The organism is Azospirillum largimobile, from assembly GCF_977007025.2.
The window spans coordinates 260,193-280,819 of sequence record NZ_CDRMUA020000006.1 but is presented as its reverse complement, the minus strand read 5'-3'; the positions used below and the strand labels follow the sequence as shown (position 1 = coordinate 280,819).

General features: G+C 66.9%; 16 protein-coding genes. 7 read left to right on the top strand and 9 right to left on the bottom strand.

From position 1 onward, the window contains the following. Positions 1 to 28 precede the first annotated feature (28 nt). Positions 29 to 649, bottom strand: a complete 621-nt coding sequence (locus ACWPKK_RS28515; protein WP_111070450.1) for a class I SAM-dependent methyltransferase — start codon at positions 647 to 649, stop codon at positions 29 to 31. 313 nt (positions 650 to 962) lie between these two features. On the opposite strand from ACWPKK_RS28515, the gene ACWPKK_RS28510 reads away from it, so the two are divergent. The 5 genes from ACWPKK_RS28510 to ACWPKK_RS28490 all read left to right on the top strand — a co-directional run bounded on the left by ACWPKK_RS28510 (position 963) and on the right by ACWPKK_RS28490 (position 8,273). Then, entirely contained in the window at positions 963 to 2,768 is a 1,806-nt protein-coding gene (locus ACWPKK_RS28510) for a sensor histidine kinase (protein ID WP_452011255.1), read from the top strand. Positions 2,769 to 2,776: 8 nt separating this feature from the next. Next, positions 2,777 to 4,159: a sigma-54-dependent transcriptional regulator gene (locus ACWPKK_RS28505; protein ID WP_452011252.1), complete on the top strand. Its 1,383-nt coding sequence runs from the start codon at positions 2,777 to 2,779 to the stop codon at positions 4,157 to 4,159. 263 nt (positions 4,160 to 4,422) lie between these two features. Then, on the top strand, positions 4,423 to 6,111 hold the full coding sequence (locus ACWPKK_RS28500) for a methyl-accepting chemotaxis protein (RefSeq protein WP_452011249.1): 1,689 nt from the start codon (positions 4,423 to 4,425) through the stop codon (positions 6,109 to 6,111). 90 nt (positions 6,112 to 6,201) lie between these two features. Continuing rightward, positions 6,202 to 6,663 carry a MerR family transcriptional regulator gene (locus ACWPKK_RS28495; RefSeq protein ID WP_452011247.1) on the top strand — a complete coding sequence of 154 codons (462 nt, stop codon included), beginning with the start codon at positions 6,202 to 6,204 and terminating at the stop codon, positions 6,661 to 6,663. Beyond that, complete coding sequence (locus ACWPKK_RS28490) at positions 6,648 to 8,273, top strand: 3-(methylthio)propionyl-CoA ligase (protein ID WP_452011244.1); 1,626 nt, start codon at positions 6,648 to 6,650, stop codon at positions 8,271 to 8,273. The genes ACWPKK_RS28495 and ACWPKK_RS28490 overlap by 16 nt, the downstream gene beginning before the upstream one ends. A 175-nt stretch (positions 8,274 to 8,448) precedes the next feature. On the opposite strand, the gene glpK is transcribed toward ACWPKK_RS28490, so the two are convergent. From glpK to glpD, 8 genes are all read right to left on the bottom strand, one after another. Further along, positions 8,449 to 9,945 (bottom strand): glycerol kinase GlpK, encoded by a 1,497-nt coding sequence (gene glpK / locus ACWPKK_RS28485; protein ID WP_452011241.1) that lies wholly within the window; start codon positions 9,943 to 9,945, stop codon positions 8,449 to 8,451. Between the two features lie 300 nt (positions 9,946 to 10,245). After that, positions 10,246 to 12,009: an ABC transporter substrate-binding protein gene (locus ACWPKK_RS28480; protein ID WP_452011239.1), complete on the bottom strand. Its 1,764-nt coding sequence runs from the start codon at positions 12,007 to 12,009 to the stop codon at positions 10,246 to 10,248. 106 nt (positions 12,010 to 12,115) lie between these two features. Next, positions 12,116 to 12,388 (bottom strand): DUF2160 domain-containing protein, encoded by a 273-nt coding sequence (locus tag ACWPKK_RS28475; RefSeq protein WP_452011567.1) that lies wholly within the window; start codon positions 12,386 to 12,388, stop codon positions 12,116 to 12,118. A 32-nt stretch (positions 12,389 to 12,420) separates the two neighbouring features. Next, positions 12,421 to 13,173: a carbohydrate ABC transporter permease gene (locus ACWPKK_RS28470; RefSeq protein ID WP_149201473.1), complete on the bottom strand. Its 753-nt coding sequence runs from the start codon at positions 13,171 to 13,173 to the stop codon at positions 12,421 to 12,423. Between the two features lie 113 nt (positions 13,174 to 13,286). Continuing rightward, the gene (locus tag ACWPKK_RS28465; protein WP_310119221.1) at positions 13,287 to 14,162 is read right to left on the bottom strand and encodes a carbohydrate ABC transporter permease; all 876 of its coding nucleotides are present in this window, start codon (positions 14,160 to 14,162) and stop codon (positions 13,287 to 13,289) included. Positions 14,163 to 14,175: 13 nt separating this feature from the next. Next, positions 14,176 to 15,252 (bottom strand): ABC transporter ATP-binding protein, encoded by a 1,077-nt coding sequence (locus tag ACWPKK_RS28460; RefSeq protein ID WP_452011236.1) that lies wholly within the window; start codon positions 15,250 to 15,252, stop codon positions 14,176 to 14,178. A 13-nt stretch (positions 15,253 to 15,265) separates the two neighbouring features. After that, positions 15,266 to 16,369, bottom strand: a complete 1,104-nt coding sequence (locus tag ACWPKK_RS28455) for an ABC transporter ATP-binding protein (RefSeq protein WP_452011234.1) — start codon at positions 16,367 to 16,369, stop codon at positions 15,266 to 15,268. Next, positions 16,366 to 17,934 carry a glycerol-3-phosphate dehydrogenase gene (gene glpD, locus ACWPKK_RS28450; protein WP_452011232.1) on the bottom strand — a complete coding sequence of 523 codons (1,569 nt, stop codon included), beginning with the start codon at positions 17,932 to 17,934 and terminating at the stop codon, positions 16,366 to 16,368. Before glpD ends, ACWPKK_RS28455 begins: the two co-directional genes overlap by 4 nt. 391 nt (positions 17,935 to 18,325) lie before the next feature. Here glpD and ACWPKK_RS28445 point away from each other — a divergent pair, with 391 nt between their 5' ends. Together ACWPKK_RS28445 and ACWPKK_RS28440 are read left to right on the top strand one after the other, a co-directional pair. Continuing rightward, a complete protein-coding gene (locus ACWPKK_RS28445; protein ID WP_452011229.1) occupies positions 18,326 to 19,141 on the top strand; it encodes a DeoR family transcriptional regulator in 816 nt (271 codons plus the stop codon). Positions 19,142 to 19,540: 399 nt separating this feature from the next. Then, positions 19,541 to 20,596, top strand: coding sequence for a GMP reductase (locus ACWPKK_RS28440; protein ID WP_324869749.1), 1,056 nt, complete (start codon positions 19,541 to 19,543; stop codon positions 20,594 to 20,596). The last annotated feature ends 31 nt before the right edge of the window (positions 20,597 to 20,627 follow it).

Sequence of the window (20,627 nt, the reverse complement as noted above, 5' to 3'; positions counted from 1 at the left end):
ACCGATCATCAATCCCTTACCCACGCCCCTACCCCCGCCGGCAATGCAGCAGGCTGAACAGCCCGAAGGGCGGCAGGGTGCGGATGCTTTCCACCGCCAGCCGCGATCCGGCCATCATCGCGTCCAGGGTGAAATCGGGCCGCCAGCCCAGCTTCTTCGACAGCGGCGACAGCCAGCCCTCCACCGCGCGGCGGACGCCCGGGCGGGGAGCGGCGAAGTGGTTGACGATCACGATGTCGCCGCCCGGTTTGCAGACGCGCTCCAACTCCGCCATCGTGCCCTGGGGGTCGGGGACGACGGTCATCACATACATGGCGACCACCACGTCGAAGCTGCCGTCGGCGAAGGCCAGCTTGCCGGCATCCATCTCCAGCAGCCCCTCGACATTGTCGAGCTTCTCGCGCTCCACCCGCTCCTGCGCGACCTTCAGCATGTCGGTCGACAGATCGATGCCGACGACGCGGTTGTCCTTGCGGTAGTCGGACAGCGACAGGCCGGTGCCGACGCCGACTTCCAGGATCCGCAGGTTCCCACGCCGGTTCAGCCACTCCACGGCCGCATGCCGGCCGGACGCCAGAAGCACCCCGAACACCTTGTCGTAGAAGCCCGCATAGCGGCGGTAGGCCGCACGAATGGAGTCGGCGTCCATGATCCTGTTTCCCCTCTCTCGATCCCGATGCCGGGTACTGTTCAAAGGTCAAGCCCAAGCCGGCAGGGGCGCACCATAGCCGTCTTTGGAGCTTCATGAAAGTGACGCAAACAACAGAATCGGGCCAACGTCGCCATTCGGCGGTCCGTTCATTTGGCCTATCCATTTCGTCGCTTGCCCTTGCCGTTTTTGATTGAACGTTCATTCAAAGAACGACGCCCCATTGTTCGAAGAAATTTTTCCACTCCCATCGTCCCTTCCGGACGGGAAAAGCCGCTGGACAGCATCGCCCCCACCGTCCCATAGACGGAGCATGGCCGACATCGTCTCCACCCGTCCGCTGCGGCGCCGCAGGCTGGCGTTTCTCGTCGCGGCACTGACCGCGGTCACCGCCTTGGCCTGCTGGGGCGCCTACCGCTGGGCGGAGGTCGACGCGCGGACGGCCCTAACCCTGAACGGCGACCAGCGGCTGGGGCTGTATGCCAGCAGCATCCGCAACGCGGTCGGCCGCTACGACTATCTCCCCTTCCTGGTCGCCCGCGACCATGAGGTGCTGGATCTGCTGGACGCGCCATCGGACGCATTGCGCGACGCCGTGAACCGGCGGCTGGAGACGGCGAATGCGGCGGCAGGCTCGGCGGCGCTCTATGTGGTGGACCGCAGCGGGCTGGCGCTGGCGGCGAGCAACTGGGCCGATCCGGCGCAGAGCTTCGTCGGCCAGACATACGATTTCCGCCCCTATTTCCGGCAGGCGGTGGAGGCCGGCAGCGGGCGTTATTTCGGCATCGGCGTCACCACCGGCCTGCCCGGCTATTTCCTGTCGCACGCGGTGCATCTGGCGGAGCGGCTGATCGGCGTCGCCGTGGTCAAGATCGACCTGGAGTCTCTCCAGCGCGACTGGACGGCCGGCGGCGAGCGGGTGCTGGTGACGGACGAGAACGGCATCGTCTTCCTGTCCAGCCATGCCGGCTGGAAATACCATGCCCTACGCCCGCTCCCCGACGCGGTGAAGGCACGGCTGGCGCAGACCCGCCAGTACGATCGCAGCGAGGTGATGCCGCTCGGCCTCCACGACGGTCCGGTGATGGAGAACGGCGCCCGGCTGGTCAGCCTGCCCGATTCTGTTCCCGGCGGTTCCCGCCGCGCCTATCTGATGCAGGAGCTTGCCCTGCCAGAATTCGGCTGGACCATCCGCTTCCTGTCCGATCTGGAACCGGTGAAGGCGCAGGCGGCCGGGGCGGCGGTGCTGACCGCCATGGGACTTCTGCTGCTGGCCGCGGCCCTGGCGCTGGGCTGGCAGCGGCGCCATGCCCTGCGGCTGCAGCAGGAGGCGCGGGCGATGCTTGAGCGCCGGGTGGAGGAACGCACGGCCGAACTGCTGACCGCGAACCGCGTCCTGCGCGAGGCGCAGGAGGAGTTGGTGCAGGCCGGCAAGCTGGCGGCGCTCGGCCAGATGTCGGCGGCGCTGGCGCACGAGATCAACCAGCCGTTGGCCGCCATCCGCACCTTCGTCGCCTCCACGCGGCTGCTGGCCGAACGGGGCGAGACGGCGATGGTGCGCGACAACCTCGCCATGATCGGTGATCTGGCGGAGCGGATGGCGGTGCTGTCCGGCCATCTGAAGGACTTCGCCCGCAAGGGGCCGGCGCGGGTCGAAGCAGTACCGGTCGCCCGCACGATGGACCGCGCACTGGCCCTGCTCGCTCCCCGCCTACGCGAGGAGGAGGTGCGGGTGGAGCAGGCGATCCCGTCCGACGCCCATGTACGCGGCGACGCGGTGCGGCTGGAACAGGTCTTCGTCAACCTGCTGCGCAACGCCGCCGACGCCATGGACGGCAGCGACGAGCGGCGGCTGACCTTGACCGCCGCCCGCGATGCGGAAGGTTGGGAAATCCGCATCCGCGACACCGGCACCGGCATCGCCGAGGCGCACCAGTTCCAGCTGTTCGATCCCTTCTTCACCACCAAGGAGGTCGGACAGGGGCTTGGCCTGGGGCTGTCGCTGTCCTATGGCATCGTGCGGGACTTCGGCGGCACGCTGCGTGCGGAGAACAACCCCGGCGGCGGCGCCTGCTTCGTCATCCAGTTGCCGGACGCCCAGTTGCCGCACGCACAGTGAGGACCGCGATGAAGACCGATCCGCTTGCCACCCCCGTGCTGTTCATCGACGACGAATTGGCGATGCGCGTGTCGGTGACGCAATGGCTGCAGCTGGCCGGCTTCGCCGCACAGGGTTTCGAGACGCCGCAGCCGGCGCTGGACCTGCTGTCGCCCGACTTCCCGGGCGTGCTGGTCACCGACGTGCGGATGCCGCGGATGGACGGCATGGCGGTGCTGGAACGCGCATTGGAACGCGACGCCGACCTGCCGGTGATCCTGGTGACCGGCCATGGCGACGTGGCGCTGGCGGTGGAGGCGATGCGGCGCGGCGCCTACGACTTCATCGAAAAGCCCTTCGAACCCGACAATCTGGTCACCGTCATCCGCCGCGCGGCGGAGAAGCGCCGTCTGGTGCTGGAGAATCGCGGCCTGCGGCGCAGTGCGGCCGGCGATGGGATCGATACGCGGCTGATCGGCACCTCCCCCGCCATCGCCGAGCTGCGGCGCGAGCTGATGGATCTCGCCGCCACCAGCGCCAGCGTGCTGATCCATGGCGAGACGGGCACGGGAAAGGAGCTGGTCGCCCGCTGCCTGCATGATTTCGGCGGCAGAGGGCAGAAGGGCGCCTTCGTCGCCGTCAATTGCGGCGCCATCCCCGACAGCATGGCGGAAAGCGAACTGTTCGGGCACGAACCCGGCGCCTTCACCGGCGCCACCCAGCGCCGCGCCGGCAAGCTGGAGCATTCCAGCGGCGGCACCCTGTTCCTGGACGAGATCGAAAGCATGCCGATGGCCATCCAGGTCAAGCTGCTGCGCGCGCTTCAGGAACGCACCATCGAACGGCTGGGCTCCAACAAGCAGGTCGCGGTCGACCTGCGGCTGGTGGCGGCGACCAAGATCGATCTGCTCGACCTCAGCGAGGAGGGCCGGTTCCGCGCCGACCTCTATTACCGCCTGAACGTGGCGGAACTGCACATCCCGCCGCTGCGGGCCAGGGCGGAGGACATTCCGCTGTTGTTCGACTATTTCGCCGCCGAGTTCGCCACCCGCCACAACCGCGAGCCCCGCCGGCTGGAGCCGGCCGACCTCGACGCCCTGCTGGCCCATGACTGGCCCGGCAATGTGCGGGAGCTGCGCAATCTGGCCGAACGCCATGTCCTGTCGGTCGGGCGGAACGGGGTCGCCGGGCTGCTGCGCCGCCGGCCGATCGGCGGAGAGGCGGCGGCGGTCCCGCGGGCGCTCGTCGATCAGGTCGATGCCTTCGAAAAGCGCGCGATCGAACAGGCGCTGGAGCGTTGCAAAGGCGACATCAAGGCGGTGATGGACCTGCTGGACATCCCGCGCCGGACCCTGAACGAGAAGATGGCCCGCCACGGGCTGGACCGCAGCCGCTTCCTGCCGCGGAGCTGAGAGGCGCACTCCCTGCCAGAGACCAAAGGTTGTGCCGCCTTTCGCGACGGGCGAGCAGAAGCGAAAACCAGAGCACGCACGAGCAGAGCATCCCTGCAAATCGGCTCAAATACAGGAAACTCGCTGTTGCCTGCGTGACATATCCCCATGCGACACCGTAGCGCGGCCAATCGATAAGCATTCTGTTCAATATTCAGGCAATAATTTTCTCGACGACACTCTGCACGACAAGGCGACTGCGATACGCCGAAAGGTGGTGGTCAATGACCAAATCTTCTCTTTCCATCCGCGCGAAGCTGCTGATGCTGGTGGCAACTGCCAGCCTCGCCTGCATGGCGATCGCAGGCGCCGGACTTTATCTCAGCTACAACCGCATGTATCAGGACCGCGTGGAGGCCCTGCGCTTCATGGTCGAGGCCGGGCACAGCATGGCGGCTCGATTCGAAAACGACGTCGTGGCCGGGCGCCTGTCTCGTGACGAGGCGCAGGCCCGCTTCAAGGAAGCCTTCCTCGCCATCCGCTACAGCGGGGAGGAGTATCTGTTCGCGCACACCTACGACAGCGTCGGCTTCGCCCATGTCAACAAGGCCCTGATGGGCAAGGATGTCTCCGGCATCAAGGACGCGGCCGGGGTGCCGGTCATCCCGGCGCTGATCGGCATCATCAAGGCCAGGGGCGAAGGGACCTACGCCTATGATTGGCCGCGCACGGTCGGCGGCACCGAGACGGCGGTGAAGCTGGCTTATGTGAAGGGGTTCGAGCCCTGGCGGATCTTCATCGGCACCGGCGTCTTCATCGACGATCTATGGACCGCGTTCCTGTCGCAGCTCTGGACCCTGCTCGGCGTCATCGCAGGCCTCGCCCTGCCGGCCATCGTGCTGCTGGCGCTGGTCGGGCACAACATCAGCGCCACCATCCGCTCGCTGGCCGACCGCATGCGGGCCATGGCCGATGGCGACCTGACCGTCACCTTCCCCGAAACCCGCCGTGGCGACGAGCTTGGCGACATGAGCCGCGCCACGCAGGTGTTCAAGGAGAATGCGCTGGCCAAACAGCGGCTCGAATCCGAACAGGCCGAGCAGGCCCGCCGCGCCGAGGCGGACAAGCAGCGGGCCATCGCCGAACTGGCCGACCGCTTCGAGCACGCGGTGGGCGGCGTCATCCATGCGGTGGTCGAGGAAGCCGCCGGGATGGAAAGCCGCGCCAGCGCGGTGACGCAGGCGGCGGATCAGACCGGCCGGCTGGCCAGCGACGTCGCCGTGACGACGGAACAGACCTCCGCCAATGTCCAGACCGTCGCCGCCGCGACGGAGGAACTGACCAGTTCGATCGGCGAGATCAGCCGGCAGGTCGGCCAATCCTCGGAAATCGCCCGCGAGGCGGTCGGCATCGCCGAGCGCGCCAACGGCAAGGTCGACGGGCTGGCCCAGGCGGTGCAACGAATCGGCGCGGTGGTGGAACTGATCAACTCCATCGCCAGCCAGACCAACCTGCTGGCGCTGAACGCCACCATCGAGGCCGCCCGCGCCGGGGACGCCGGCAAGGGCTTCGCCGTGGTCGCCAGCGAGGTGAAGGCGCTCGCCAACCAGACGGCGAAGGCGACCGACGACATCGCTGTCCAAGTCGCCGAGATCCAATCGATGACCGGCGAGGCGGTGGGAGAGTTGCAGGAGGTGGTCCGCGTCATCGGCCACATCAACGAGGTCGCCACCTCCATCGCGTCGGCCGTCGAGGAACAGGGGGCCGCGACCCGCGAGATCAGCCGCAACATCCAGCAGGCCGCCCAAGGCACGCAGACCGTGTCCGACAGCATCGGTGGCGTCAACCAGGCCGCCAGCCAGAGCGGCAAGGTCGCCTACGAGGTCCTGACCTCCGTCCGCCAGCTGTCCAGCCACACCGACACGCTGAGCCATGAGGTGGACCGCTTCCTGACCCAGGTCCGCGCCGGGTGACGATCTCTCCGATCTAAAGCGCGCTTTAGCTCATTGACGTTGACTTCCCCCTGCGCCCGTGGCGAAATCCGCTGGCGCAGGGGATTGTCCATGTCCGAACGGGATCGGGTTTACGGCGTGACGGAACTGGCGGCGGAGTTCGACCTCACGCCGCAGGCGTTGCGCTTTTACGAGGAAAAGGGGCTGCTGACGCCGCAGCGGGCGGGGGGACGCCGTGTCTTCACCTACCGCGACCGCGCGCGGCTGATCCTGATCCTGAAATTCCGGCGGGTGGGCTTCTCGCTGGAGCAGATCGCCGACTATCTCGCCCATTACCGGTCCGGCCGGCCCAGTGCCGGGCAGTATCGCGACGGGCTGCGCAAGATCCGCGCCCGGCTGGACGAGCTTGAACGAATGCAGTCGGAAATCGCCGAAGTGATCATCGAGCTGAAGGCGATGGAGGCCGACGCCGAGCGGCGGCTCGCCACCTGCATGCCTGACGAAAACCCGATGCAGAATATGCCCACACAGAAGAGAAACGAACCGGGAGTGAAACGATGCTGCGTGGAATGATGATGAACGAGCCGCTGCTGGTGACCTCGATCCTGCGTCATGCGGCGCTCTACCACGCCGACACCGAGATCGTGTCGCGCACGACCGAGGGGCCGATCCACCGCTACACCTATGCCGACGCCTGGATCCGCGCGCAGAAGCTGGCGAATGCACTGGCGGCGCTGGGGATGAAGCCGGGCGACCGCATCGGCACGCTGGCCTGGAACGGCTACCGCCACCTGGAATGCTATTACGGCATCGGCGGCTCGGGCATGGTCTGCCACACCATCAACCCGCGCCTGTTCCCGGAACAGATCGCCTACATCGTCAACCACGCCGAAGACCGGCTGCTGTTCACCGACCTGACCTTCGTGCCGCTGCTGGAGGGCATCGCCCATGAACTGGCCGGGCTGAAGGGCATCGTCGTGATGACCGACCGGGCCAACATGCCGCAATCCTCCCTGCCCAACCTGCTGTGCTACGAGGATTTGCTGGCCGACCAGCCCGGCAGCTTCGACTGGCCGGAGCTGGACGAGAACACCGCCTGCGGCATGTGCTACACCTCCGGCACCACCGGCAACCCGAAGGGCGTGCTGTACAGCCACCGTTCCTCCTACCTGCATGCGATGGCCGCCTGCCTGCCGGACGTGTTCGGCCTGTCGGCGTCCGACGTGGTCCTGCCGGTGGTGCCGATGTTCCATGTCAACGCCTGGGGCGTTCCCTATGCCGCGCCGATGGTCGGCGCCAAGCTGGTCTTCCCCGGCGGCAAGCTGGACGGCGCCAGCCTGTACGAGCTGTTTGAGAGCGAGAAGGTCACCAACACCGCCGGCGTGCCGACGGTCTGGCTGGCTCTGCTGAACTGGCTGGACGCCAACAAGAAGAAGCTGACGACCATGCGCCGCATCGCCATCGGCGGCTCCGCCTGCCCGCCGGTGATGATCCAGCGCTTCCGCGAGATGGGGGTCGAGGTGCTGCATGCCTGGGGCATGACGGAAACCAGCCCGCTCGGCCTCGCCAACATGCCCAAGGGCAAGCATTCGGGGCTGAGCGCCGACGATGCGCTGGCGCTGGCCTCCAAGCAGGGGCGGCCGATCTGCGGCGTGCAGTTCCGCGTCGTCGACGGCTCCGGCAACGACGTGGCCCGCGACGGGACCAGCTTCGGCCGGCTGCTGGTGCGCGGCTCCACCGTCTGCTCCGGCTATTTCGGCGTGACCGAAAGCCCGGCCCACCAGATGGTTCCGGGCTGGTTCGAGACCGGCGACGTGGTGACGATGGACGCCGACGGCTATGTCCAGATCGTCGACCGCACCAAGGACGTCATCAAGTCGGGCGGCGAGTGGATCAGTTCCATCGACCTGGAGAACATCGCCGTCGGTCACACGGGCGTCCAGGAAGCCGCCGCCGTCGCCGTTCCCGACGAGAAATGGGGCGAGCGCCCGGTCCTGGTCGTGGTGCGCAAGCCGGACTCGACCGTCACCCGCGAGGAACTGTTGGCGGTGTTCGAGGGCAAGGTCGCGAAATGGTGCATCCCCGACGATGTCCGCTTCGTCGACAGCCTGCCCCACACCGCCACCGGCAAGCTGCTGAAAAGCGAGATCCGCCACATGCTGACCGACCCCGAGGGGGTGTGAGCCAGAAAGAAAACGGGCCGGACGGCGTGAACCGTCCGGCCCAGTGTCCCCGCTGGACCGGCGAGGACGACGCACCCGAGGGAGGAGCGCGCAACCGAAATCAGATTAGCGGCGGGCAAACGGGGCGACTTGTCCGTCTGCGTCAGACTCTCTGCAAAATTCCGCCATCGCGGCCCTATCGGCGGTCCGACCGCACCCGCGCCACGGCGTCGCGCCAGCCGCCATAGAGGCGGTCGCGCTTGTCCTGCTCCATGCGCGGATCGAAACGCCGCTCGCTGCCCCAGGCGTCGGAGACCGAATCCAGCCCGTCGAACACGCCCACCCGCAAGGCCGCGAGGCAGGCGGCGCCCAGCGCCGTGGTCTCGATCACCTTCGGGCGTTCGACCGGCATGTTCAGCAGGTCGGCCAGGAACTGGCAGAGCCAGTCGTTGGCCGCCATGCCGCCGTCGACACGGAGCGCGTTGATGGTGCCGCCCCAGTCGCCGGCCATCGCCTCCATCAGGTCGCGGGTCTGGAAGGCGACCGCTTCCAGCGCCGCGCGGGCGATGTGGGCCGGGCCGACATCCAGCGTCATGCCGAAGATCGCGGCGCGGGCATCCGAATCCCAATGGGGAGCACCCAGCCCGACAAAGGCGGGGACGAAATAGACGCCGTGGCTGTCGGGCACGCGGGTGGCCATGTCGTCGGTCTGGCTGGCATGGGTGATGATGCCGATGCCGTCGCGCAGCCACTTGATCGCCGCGCCGGCAACGAAGATCGAGCCCTCCTGCGCATAAGCGGTCTTGCCGTTCAGCCGGTAGGCGACGGTGGTCAGCAGCCGGTTCTTGGACACCACCGGCGTCTCGCCGGTGTTGATCAGCGCGAAGCAGCCGGTGCCGTAGGTCGATTTCGCCATGCCCGGCGTCAGGCAGGCCTGCCCGAAGGCCGCCGCCTGCTGGTCGCCCGCCACGCCGGCGATGGGAATCGGCCGGCCGAACAGCTCCGGGTCGGTCTCGCCGAAATCGTCGGAGCTGTCGAGCACCCGCGGCAGCACGGCGCGCGGCACGCGGAACAGCGCCAACAGCTCGTCGTCCCAATCCTGGGCGTGGATGTCGAACAGCATGGTGCGCGAGGCGTTGGTCGCATCGGTCGCATGCACGCGGCGGCCGGTCAGGTGGTAGATCAGGAAACTGTCGATGGTGCCGAAGCACAGCTCGCCCCGCTCGGCCCGCGCACGGGCGCCCGGCACATGGTCGAGGATCCAGGCGATCTTGGTGGCGGAAAAATAGGCGTCGATCAGCAGGCCGGTCTTGGACCGCACCAACTCGGCATGGCCGGCGGCCACCAGATCGTGGCAGAGCGACGCGGTGCGGCGGTCCTGCCAGACGATGGCGCGGTGGATCGGCTCGCCGGTCGCGCGGTCCCACACCACGGCGGTCTCGCGCTGGTTGGTGATGCCGATGGCGGCGATGCTGGCGACATCGACCCCGGCCTTCTCCACCGCACCGCGCGCCACGGCGCGGACGTCTCGCAGGATGTCGGCCGGATCATGCTCCACCCAGCCGTCGCCGGGATAATGCTGCGGAAACTCGCGCCGCGCCTCGGCCAGCGGGGTCCCCCGGCCGTCGAACAGGATCGCCCGCGACGAGGTGGTGCCCTGGTCGATGGCGAGGATATGGCCGGCCTTGCTCATGGTGCGTGTCCCCCATTAATCCGATTTTCGCGCGTCTCTCCCTCTCCCCCCGGGGAGAGGGTCGGGGTGAGGGGGACGCATGGCGTGACTTTTCAAGGAATGCGGAGCGGCTTCAACAATTGAAAGCCACGTTGTGCATCCCCCTCACCCTAACCCTCTCCCCGGGGGGAGGGGGGATTGGCAGGTGGTTGAGTAAAAGCGGGGCGGCGACAGCCTTTCGAAGGAATGCCGCCGCCCCAGGGTCACCTCCGGCTCAACCAGGACGAATGCCGGGGTGAGAACCCGTCGCCGCAGCCGCTATCAGCGGGCGCGGCCTTCCTTCCAGGCCTTCAGCAGGTCGTCGTAGGCGATGGTCTCGCCCTTGGGCTTCTCGTTGTCCAGCTTGGCCTTCGGAGCGCCCGGCTTGTCGAACCAGACCTTGGCGTCCTCTTCCTTGTTCAACTGCGGGGCGCACTCGCCGCCGATCTTGGCGCGCTCCATGCGGGACAGCACCTGCTCCATCTGGCTGGCGAGGTTGTCCATCGCCTGCTGCGGGGTACGCTCACCCGTGACCGCCTCGGCGATGTTCTGCCACCACAGCGGGGCCAGCTTCGGGTAGTCCGGCACGTTGGTGCCGGTCGGCGACCACGAAACGCGGGCCGGACTGCGGTAGAACTCGACCAGGCCGCCCAGCTTCGGGGCGGCGGCGGTCATCGGCTCCGAGTTGATGTCGCTCTCGCGGATCGGCGTCAGGCCGACCAGCGTCTTCTTCAGCGACGCGGTCTTCGACACGGTGAACTGGGCGTAGAGCCAGGCAGCCTTGCGGCGTTCCAGCGGGGTGGACTTCAGCAGCGTCCAGGAGCCGACGTCCTGGTAGCCCAGCTTCATGCCCTCTTCCCAGTAGGGCCCGTGCGGCGAGGGGGCCATGCGCCACTTCGGCGTGCCGTCGGCGTTGACCACCGGCAGGCCCGGCTTGGTCATGTCGGCGGTGAAGGCGGTGTACCAGAAGATCTGCTGTGCGACGTTGCCCTGGGCCGGCACCGGGCCGGATTCGGAGAAGGTCATGCCCGACGCTTGCGGCGGCGCGTATTTCTTCAGCCAGTCGATATACTTGGTCAGGGCGTAGACCGAGGCCGGGCCGTTGGTGTCGCCGCCCCGCTTGACCGAGGCGCCGGCCGGCCGGCAGCCCTCGACGCGGAGGCCCCACTCGTCCACCGGCTTGCCGTTCGGCAGGCCCTTGTCGCCTGCGCCGGCCATCGACAGCCACGCGTCGGTGAAGCGCCAGCCGAGCGACGGGTCCTTCTTGCCGTAGTCCATGTGACCGTAGACGCGGACGCCGTCGATCTCCTTCACGTCGTTGGTGAAGAACTCGGCGATGTCCTCATAGGCCGACCAGTCCAGCGGGACGCCCAGTTCGTAGCCGTACTTGGCCTTGAACTTCTCCTTCAGGTCGGGACGGGCGAACCAGTCGGCGCGGAACCAGTAGAGGTTGGCGAACTGCTGGTCGGGCAGCTGGTAGAGCTTGCCGTCGGGGCCGGTGGTGAAGCTGGTGCCGATGAAGTCCTTGAGGTCCAGCGTCGGCAGGGTGACGTCCTTGCCCTCGCCCGCCATGAAGTCGGACAGGGCGACCGCCTGGCCGTAGCGGACATGGGTGCCGATCAGGTCGCTGTCGTTGACGTAGGCGTCGTAGACGTTGCGTCCCGACTGCATCTGCGTCTGCAGCTTCTCGATGACGTCGCCTTCCTGGATCAGGTCGTGCTTCAGCCGGATGCCGGTCAGCTCGCTGAACAGGCGGGCCAGCGTCTTCGATTCATATTCGTGCGTGGTGATGGTTTCGGAGACGACGTTGATCTCCATGCCCTTGAAGGGCTCGGCCGCCTTCATGAACCACTCCAGCTCCTTCATCTGCTCGTCCTTGGACAGCGTGGAGGGCTGGAGTTCCTCGATGATGCGCTTGGCGACGGTTTCCTGCTCCGGCGTCATGGCGGCGGACGGCGCCGCCGACCCCATCGCCAGCAGAACGCCGATGCCGCCGGCCATCACCGCGCCGGTCAGACGGCGCCGCAGAGTCTGGTGCTGAAGCATGGTTCCTCCCACTTGATCGACTTGATGTCGGGTTGACGTTTCGTTTTGCTCTTACCGCAGCCCCCCGGGCTTCGCCGGGACGGCCGATCCCTTGAAAGCCGTTCCCTCAGCCGAACCGGATCACCAGCGCGATCCAGACCAGCGAGACGGCGAAGGCGCCCCACAGCGACACGTCGGTCGCGGCGAGCCAGCCCAGATGGATGAAGGCGCTGCCCAGCAGGCCGATGAACAGGCGGTCGCCACGGGTGGTGCGCATCGGCAGGAAGCCCTTCGCCTCCACCGTCGGCGACACCACCTCCCAAACCGTCATGCCGGCCAGCATCAGGGCGATGCAGAGGAAGAAGATCGCGGTCGGCGTGGTCCACGCCATCCATTCCATATCCATTACGGGTCTCCCTCAGACGCGACCGGTCAAACACGACCGAGTGCGAAGCCCTTGGCGATGTAGTTGCGGACGAACCAGATCACCAGCGCGCCCGGCAGGATGGTCAGCACGCCGGCGGCGGCCAGCAGGCCCCAGTCCATGCCCGACGCGCTGACGGTGCGGGTCATGGTCGCGGCGATCGGCTTGGCGTCGACCGAGGTCAGCGTGCGGGCCAGCAGAAGCTCCACCCAGCTGAACATGAAGCAGAAGAAGGCGGTGACGCCGACGCCGGCCCGGATCATCGGCAGGAACACCGTGCCGAAGAAGCGCGGGAAGCTGTAGCCGTCGATGTAGGCCATCTCGTCGATCTCGCGCGGCACGCCGGACATGAAGCCTTCCAGGATCCAGACCGCCAGCGGCACGTTGAACAGGCAGTGGGCCAGCGCCACCGCGATGTGCGTGTCGAACAGCCCGACCGTCTGGTACAGCTGGAAGAACGGCAGCAGGAACACGGCCGGCGGCGCCATCTTGTTGGTCAGCAGCCAGAAGAAGACGTGCTTGTCGCCGATGAAGCGGTAGCGCGAGAAGGCGTAGGCCGCCGGCAGGGCCACCGTCAGCGAGATGATGGTGTTCAGCGTCACATAGTAGATCGAGTTGATGTAGCCGCTGTACCAGCTGGGATCGGTGAAGATGACCGCGTAATTGCGCAGCGTCGGATTGTGCGGGTACAGCGTCAGGCCCGACAGGATCTCCTCGTTCGTCTTGAAGGACATGTTGACCATCCAGTAGATGGGCAGCATGAGGAAGACGATGTAGCAGACGAGAACGATCGTCCTGTTCGACACCCGCGCCGAGGATCGGCGGATGTTGGCCGGCGCACTCAGCGAACCGGGAGCGAGAACCGCGGCCTTGCTCATTTCTTCTCTCCCTCGCCGGTGCGGGTGATGATGGTGTAGAAGATGAAGCTGAACAGCAGCACGATCAGGAAGTAGACGATGGAGAAGGCCGCGGCCTTGCCGATGTCGAACTGACCCACCGCCATCTGCGTCAGATACTGGCTGAGGAAGGTGGTGGAGTTGCCGGGGCCGCCGCCGGTCAGCACGAATGGCTCGGTGTAGATCATGAAGCTGTCCATGAAGCGCAGCAGGACCGCGATGATCAGGACGCCGCGCATCTTCGGCAGCTGGATGTAGCGGAACACCGCCCATTTGGAGGCGCCGTCGATCTTGGCGGCCTGATAGAAGGCCGGCGGGATCGACTGTAGGCCGGCGTAGCACAGCAGCGCCACCAGGCTGGTCCAGTGCCAGACGTCCATCACCAGCACGGTCAGCCAGGCGTGGACCGAGTTGTTGGTGTAGTTGTAATCGATGCCGATGGCGCGGAAGGTGGCGCCCAGGAGGCCGATGTCGCCGCGGCCGAAGATCTGCCAGATGGTGCCGACCACGTTGAACGGGATCAGCAGCGGCAGGGCCAGCAGCACCAGCGTCAGCGACGTCTTAGCGCTGCGACCGCCGGGCATGCCGAGCGCGATCAGGATGCCGAGCGGGATCTCGATCGCCAGCACCGCCAGCGAATAAATGATCTGGCGGATCAGCGCGTCGTGCAGCCGCTCGTCGGCCAGCACCGCGGAGAACCATTCGGTGCCGACGAAGAAGGTCTGGCCGGGGCCGAAGATCTCCTGCACCGAATAATTGACCACCGTCATCAGCGGGATCACCGCGCTGAAGGCGACGATCAGAAAGACCGGGATGATCAGGAACCAAGCCCGGTTGTCCTGGACCTTATCCATGGCTCTGGCTCCTTCAACCGACCAGATGGCTGTCGCGGTAGAGCTTGGTCCACCGGGTGGGGAAACGGATGGCGGCGTCGAGCGCCGGGATTTCCTGCTCCTCGCTCAGCCGGGCCTTCAGCGTGTGGCTGCCCAGCCGCACCGTCGCCAGCTTGGAGGTGCCGAGATCGTCAACGCCTGTGACCTGCACCGGGATGGCGCCGGCATTGCCGCTGCGGGTCAGCTCCAGGAATTCCGGACGGATGCCCAGTTCGAACTTGCCGCCGACCGCCGGAACGGCACGGTCCGGCAGCGGGATGGCGACGCCATCCACCAGCGCGTGGTCGTTGCCCAGGGTGCAGGGCATCAGGTTGATGCCGGGGCTGCCGATGAAATAGCCGACGAAGGTGTGCTGCGGATTCTCGAACAGTTCCTGCGGCGTGCCGAGCTGGACCATGGCGCCTTCGTACATCACCGCGACCTTGTCGGCGAAGGTCAGCGCCTCCACCTGGTCGTGGGTCACGTAGATCATGGTCAGGCGGTATTCCTCATGGATCTGGCGCAGCTTGCGGCGCAGGATCCACTTGGTGTGCGGATCGATGACGGTCAGCGGCTCGTCGAACAGGATGGCCGCCACGTCGGACCGCACGAGGCCCCGCCCCATGGAGATCTTCTGCTTGGCGTCCGGCGTCAGCCGCTGGGCGCGCTTCTTCAGGTCGGCGGTCAGGTCCAGCGCCTCCGCAACCTGCCGCACGCGGCGGTCGACGTCGGCGGCCGGGACCTTGCGGTTGCGCAGGGGGAAGGCGAGGTTCTCGTACACCGTCATGGTGTCGTAGATCACCGGGAACTGGAACACCTGGGCGATGTTGCGCTCTTCCGGGGTGCAGCGGGTCACGTCCAGCCCGTCGAACAGCACCCGCCCCTCGCTGGGCACCAGCAGGCCGGAGATGATGTTCAGCAGCGTGGACTTGCCGCAGCCCGACGGACCCAGCAGCGCATAGGCCTTGCCGTCCTCCCATTCCTGCGACAGGCGGCGGAGCGCGTAGTCCTCAGGCCGGCTGGGATGCGGGTGGTAGGAGTGGCCGAGATTGTCGAATTGGATGGTCGCCATCGCTCCCGCCCCCTTAAGCGATGTTGCGCAGCGCGCCGCGCCGCCAGTTGGGTGCCGCCACCAGCTGCCCGGCGGTGGAGAAGACGAAGATGCGGTCGGGATCGGCATAGACCTGGATCTCGCTGCCGATCGGGTGGCTGTGCACCCCATCCTCGCGTGCGATCAGCGTGCTGCCGCCATGGTGCAGGTGGACGAAGGTCTCCGACCCGCTGATCTCCGACAGTTCCACCCGCCCCTTGATCGGCACCAGCCGCTCGTTCCGGCGCAGGACCGTCAGGTGGTTGGCGCGGATGCCGACCTTGCAGGGACCGGCCGGCAGGTTGCGGTCATGGACCGACAGCGGCAGGCTGGTGCCGTCGGACAGCGCGACCCGGTCGTTGGTGAGGATCGCGTCCACCACGTTCATCGGCGGGTCGCTGAACACCGCGGCGCATTCCAGCGACACCGGCGCGTGGAACACGTCGCCCGTCGGTCCGGTCTGCAGCATCCGCCCCTCATGCATCACCGTGACGTTGCCGCCGAGGATCAGCGCCTCCTGCGGTTCGGTGGTGGCGTAGACGACGGTGGTCTTGCCGTCGGCGAAGATGTCGCGCAGTTCGGCGCGCAGCTCCTCGCGCAGCTTGTAGTCGAGGTTGACCAGCGGTTCGTCCAGCAGGAGCAGGCCGGCGCCCTTCACCAGCGCGCGGGCGATGGCGCAGCGCTGCTGCTGGCCGCCCGACAGTTCGGCGGGAAGCCGCTGCAGGTAGGGTTCGATCCGCAGCATGGCGGCGGTGCGGCGCACCTTGGCGTCGATCTCCGCCTTGTCCTTGCCCTGGCGGCGCAGCGGCGAGGCGATGTTCTCGTACACCGTCATCGCCGGGTAATTGATGAACTGCTGATAGACCATCGCCACGTCGCGATGGCGCACCGACGTGCCGGTGACGTCCTTGCCGTTCTCCAGCACGCGCCCGGTGCTGGGGGCGTCAAGCCCGGCCATCAGCCGCATCAGCGTCGTCTTGCCGGCCAGCGTCCGCCCCAGCAGGACGTTGAAGCTGCCGGGTTGCAGCTCCAGCGACAGGGGATGGAGATGCTGCTCGGCGCCGACGCGCTTCGCCACGCCTTCCAGTGTGAGTGTCACCGCAATCCTCCCATCGACCGCAGGCCGGAGCTTTCCCCCGTGTCCCTGTTGGCCGTAGCTTCGCGGCGCCGGTCAAACCAGCCACCGATGGCTTCCCGGACATTTGCGTCCAGGTGCAGCCCAAGTTTGGAGCGCCGCCACAGGAAGTCGTCGCCGGTCATGGCGAATTCCTCCCGCATGGCGTAGTCGAGTTCGGCTTCAAAGACGCCGCCCCCGAAATCGATTCCCAGGTCGCCCAGCCCCTTGGCTTCGCCCAGCAGCCGGTCGACCCGCGTGCCATAGGCCCGCGCCAGCCGGTAGGCCAGCGCATCGGGCAGCCAGGGCCGGCTCCGCTTCAGCCCGGCCAGGAAGCCGGCGAAATCCGCGTCGGCGATGTCGCCGCCGGGAAGCGGCGCGTCGGCCGTCCAGGTGACGCCACCCTTGCCGAGCGCCTTGCCCAGCTTTTCCGTCGCCTCCTCCGCCAGCCGGCGGAAGGTGGTGATCTTGCCGCCGAAGATCGACAGCATCGGCGCCTCGCCGGCCGGCTCGTCCATCTCCAGCACATAGTCGCGGGTGACGGCCGAGGCGTTGCCGCTGGCGTCGTCGAACAGCGGGCGGACACCGCTGTAGGTCCACACCACGTCCGCCTCGCGCACGGGCTTGGCGAAGTAACGCGACACCGCGCGGCACATGTAGGTGATTTCCTCAGGAGCGATCGCCACCGCGCCGGGATCGCCCGAGTAATCGAGGTCGGTGGTGCCGATCAAAGTGAAATCACGCTCGTACGGGATGGCGAAGACGATGCGGCGGTCGTCGTTCTGGAAGATGTAGGCGTGTTCGCCTTCGAACATCTTGCGGACGACGATGTGGCTGCCCTTCACCAGACGCACCGACTTGTCGACGGTGACGCCGGTGCGCTTTGCGATCATCTCGCGCACCCAGGGGCCGGCGGCGTTGACCAGCGCGCGGGCGCGGACCACGCGGGTGGCGCCGGTGGTCACATCGACCAGCGTCGCTTCCCACAAGCCATTGCGGCGTTCGGCCTTGTCGCAGCGGGTGCGGGTCAGTATCTCCGCCCCGCGGGCCTGCGCGTCCATTGCGTTCAGCACGACCAGCCGGCTGTCCTCCACCCAGCAGTCCGAATATTCGAACGCCTTGGTGAAGCCGCCCGCCAGCGGCCTTCCGGCCGGCGAGCTGGTCAGGTCGACGCCGTGCGAGCCCGGCAGAAGCTTGCGCTTTCCCAGATGATCGTAAAGGAACAAGCCGATCCGCACCATCCAGGCCGGGCGCATGCTGCTGTCGTGGGGCAGGACGAAGCGCATCGGCCAGATGATGTGCGGAGCGGCGCGCAACAGCACCTCCCGCTCCTGCAGCGCTTCGCGCACCAGACGGAATTCGTAATATTCGAGATAGCGCAAGCCGCCATGGATCAGCTTGGTGCTGGCCGACGAGGTGGCGCCCGCAAGGTCGCCCTGTTCGCACAGCACCACCGACATTCCGCGCCCGACCGCGTCGCGGGCGATGCCCGCCCCGTTCACGCCGCCGCCGACGATCAGAAGGTCGGTAACTGCGGACTCGTTTGCCATGAGTTCCTCTCCGTACCGCGCCGGTTCCTTGCGAACCCGGCCGCTTTCGTTTCGGAACATATGATTTTCGTTCGCGGTTGAAAAGGAAAATGTTTGTTCAGCGGACCATGCTTTGAGGCTACGCCGGTTTGCTCCCACTGGCTACGGGGAAATGGAGTGGGGGATGCGGGCGGGACGATGAGCGCGGCTGGTCGCCGGACTGCCTTCGATTGGCAATGGGCTTTCGTTACCGAATATGCTTGTCTGGCAAACAGTCTTGCCCTTACGGTGAGGCTCGCGCTCTGCGGCGGATCGACCGGCGGCGGCGCAGCCACCCGTTTTTCGCTTTGACCCATTCCGCGCATCTGATTCACTGACGCCCCACCCCCAGCCGACCGGAGACAGCCCCCCGATGGACGCGCGCCTGGACGCCGAACGCCGCCAGCAGGAGATCGTTGCCCTGGTCCATGCCAAGGGCATGGTGCAGATCCAGTGGCTGGCCGAACATTTCGACGTCACGCCGCAGACCATCCGCCGCGATATCGAACATCTGGCCGGCCAGTCCGCCGTGCGGCGTTTCCGCGGCGGCGTCACCGTGCCGTCGAGCGTGGAGAACATCGCCTATTCCACCCGCCAGACCCTGATGGCGGAGGAAAAGCGCCGCATCGCCGAGCTGGTCGCCCGCCATGTGCCGGAGGACGCCTCGCTCTTCCTCAACATCGGCACGACGACGGAGGCGGTGGCCCAGGCCCTGCTCGGCCACAAGCGGCTGCGGGTGCTGACCAACAACCTGAACGTCGCCACCATCCTGCACAAGAACACCAGCTTCGCGCTCTCCATCGCCGGCGGCCTCGTCCGCGAACGCGACGGCGGCATCATCGGCGAGGCGACGGTGGAGTTCATCCGCCGCTACAAGGTCGACATCGGCATCATCGGCATCAGCGGCATCGACTCCGAAGGCGACCTGCTCGATTACGACGAGCAGGAGGTGCGCGTCGCCCGCGCCATCATCGAAAGCTCGCGCCGGGTCTTCCTGGTCACCGACCACACCAAGTTCGGCCGCAACGCCATGATCCGCATGGCCGACGTCAGCGTGCTCGACGCCCTGTTCACCGACCGCCTGCCGCCGCCGGAGCTGATGGAGGTGCTGGGCAACGCCGACTGCCAGGTCCATGTCGCCGACGGCAGCGAGCCGGCCAACGGCGACGTGGAGGATGCGGAGGACTGAGGCGAATTTACCTGATTCGGCGAAACAGCTTCAAAAGAATCAGACCGATCCTGGCCCCACAGCCATTTGATTGATGTTTGCCCGCTGACAAAGCCCCTCTCCCCTTGTGGGAGAGGGGTTGGGGTGAGGGGTAGCAAACCGTTGACTCCCTTCGACTTCCAGTCGCCTGCACCCCTCATCCCAACCCGCGGGTCGGCAAAACGCCGTTGGCGTTTGGCCGATCCCGCCCCGCAAGGGGAGAAGGGCATCCGAAACGCAAAGCCATCGCCCTGAACTCAAGCATCCATGCCCCGTCTGCGACCCCGATGCTGCTTGCCGAAGCGGGACATCGCCTCCACTCTGTGATGTTGGGCCATGTGAAAGCGGTTGGCCCGGCAAACAGATATCAGCAGGTGTGCGGTGATCATCGAAAGCGACCTCAAGCTCGACTTCAAGGATGTGCTGATCCGGCCGAAACGCAGCACGCTGCAGAGCCGCAACGACGTGGACGTCAACCGGACCTTCACCTTCCTGCACACCCAGCGCGACTGGACCGGCTTCCCGCTGATCGCCGCCAACATGGACGTCACCGGCAGCATGGGCATGGCCCGTGCGCTGTCGCGCTTCGGCGCCATGACCGCCCTGCACAAGCATTACAAGGCCGACGAACTGGCCGCCTTCTTCCGGGAGGAGGCCGAGTCCGCCACCCTGTCCAACGTCTTCTATTCGATGGGCATCGCCGACGCCGACCATGACAAGTTCCAGGCGGTCAAGGCCAAGGCGCCGGTGGGAAAGATCTGCCTGGACGTCGCCAACGGCTACACCGAGCGCTTCGTCGAGGTGATCGCCCGCCTGCGCGAGGAGAACCCTGACACCGTCATCATGGCCGGCAACGTCGTCACCGGCGACATGACGGAGGCGCTGCTGCTGGCCGGCGCCGACATCGTCAAGGTCGGCATCGGGCCGGGGTCGGTCTGCACCACCCGCAAGATGACCGGCGTCGGCTATCCCCAACTGTCGGCCATCATCGAATGCGCCGACGCGGCGCACGGGCTGAAGGGGCAGGTCTGCGGCGACGGCGGCTGCACGGTGCCGGGCGACATCTCCAAGGCCTATGGCGCCGGCGCCGATTTCGTCATGCTCGGCGGCATGCTGGCCGGCCATGACGAGTGCGAAGGCGAGATCCGCTACGAGGACCGCGACGGCAACCGCGTGCCGGTCGCCATGACTTTCTACGGCATGTCGTCGGACACGGCGATGCACAAATATTCCGGCGGAGTCGCCTCCTACCGCGCCTCGGAAGGCAAGACGGTGGATGTTCCCTACCGCGGCCCGGTGGAGAACACGATGCAGGAGATCATGGGCGGCGTGCGCAGCATGATGACTTACATCGGCGCCACCCGGCTGAAGGAGGTGCCGAAACGCACCACCTTCGTCCGCGTCGGCGCCCAGCTGAACACCGTGTTCGGCGGCTGATCCGCGCCGGTGCCGCATGGCTGATCCCTGC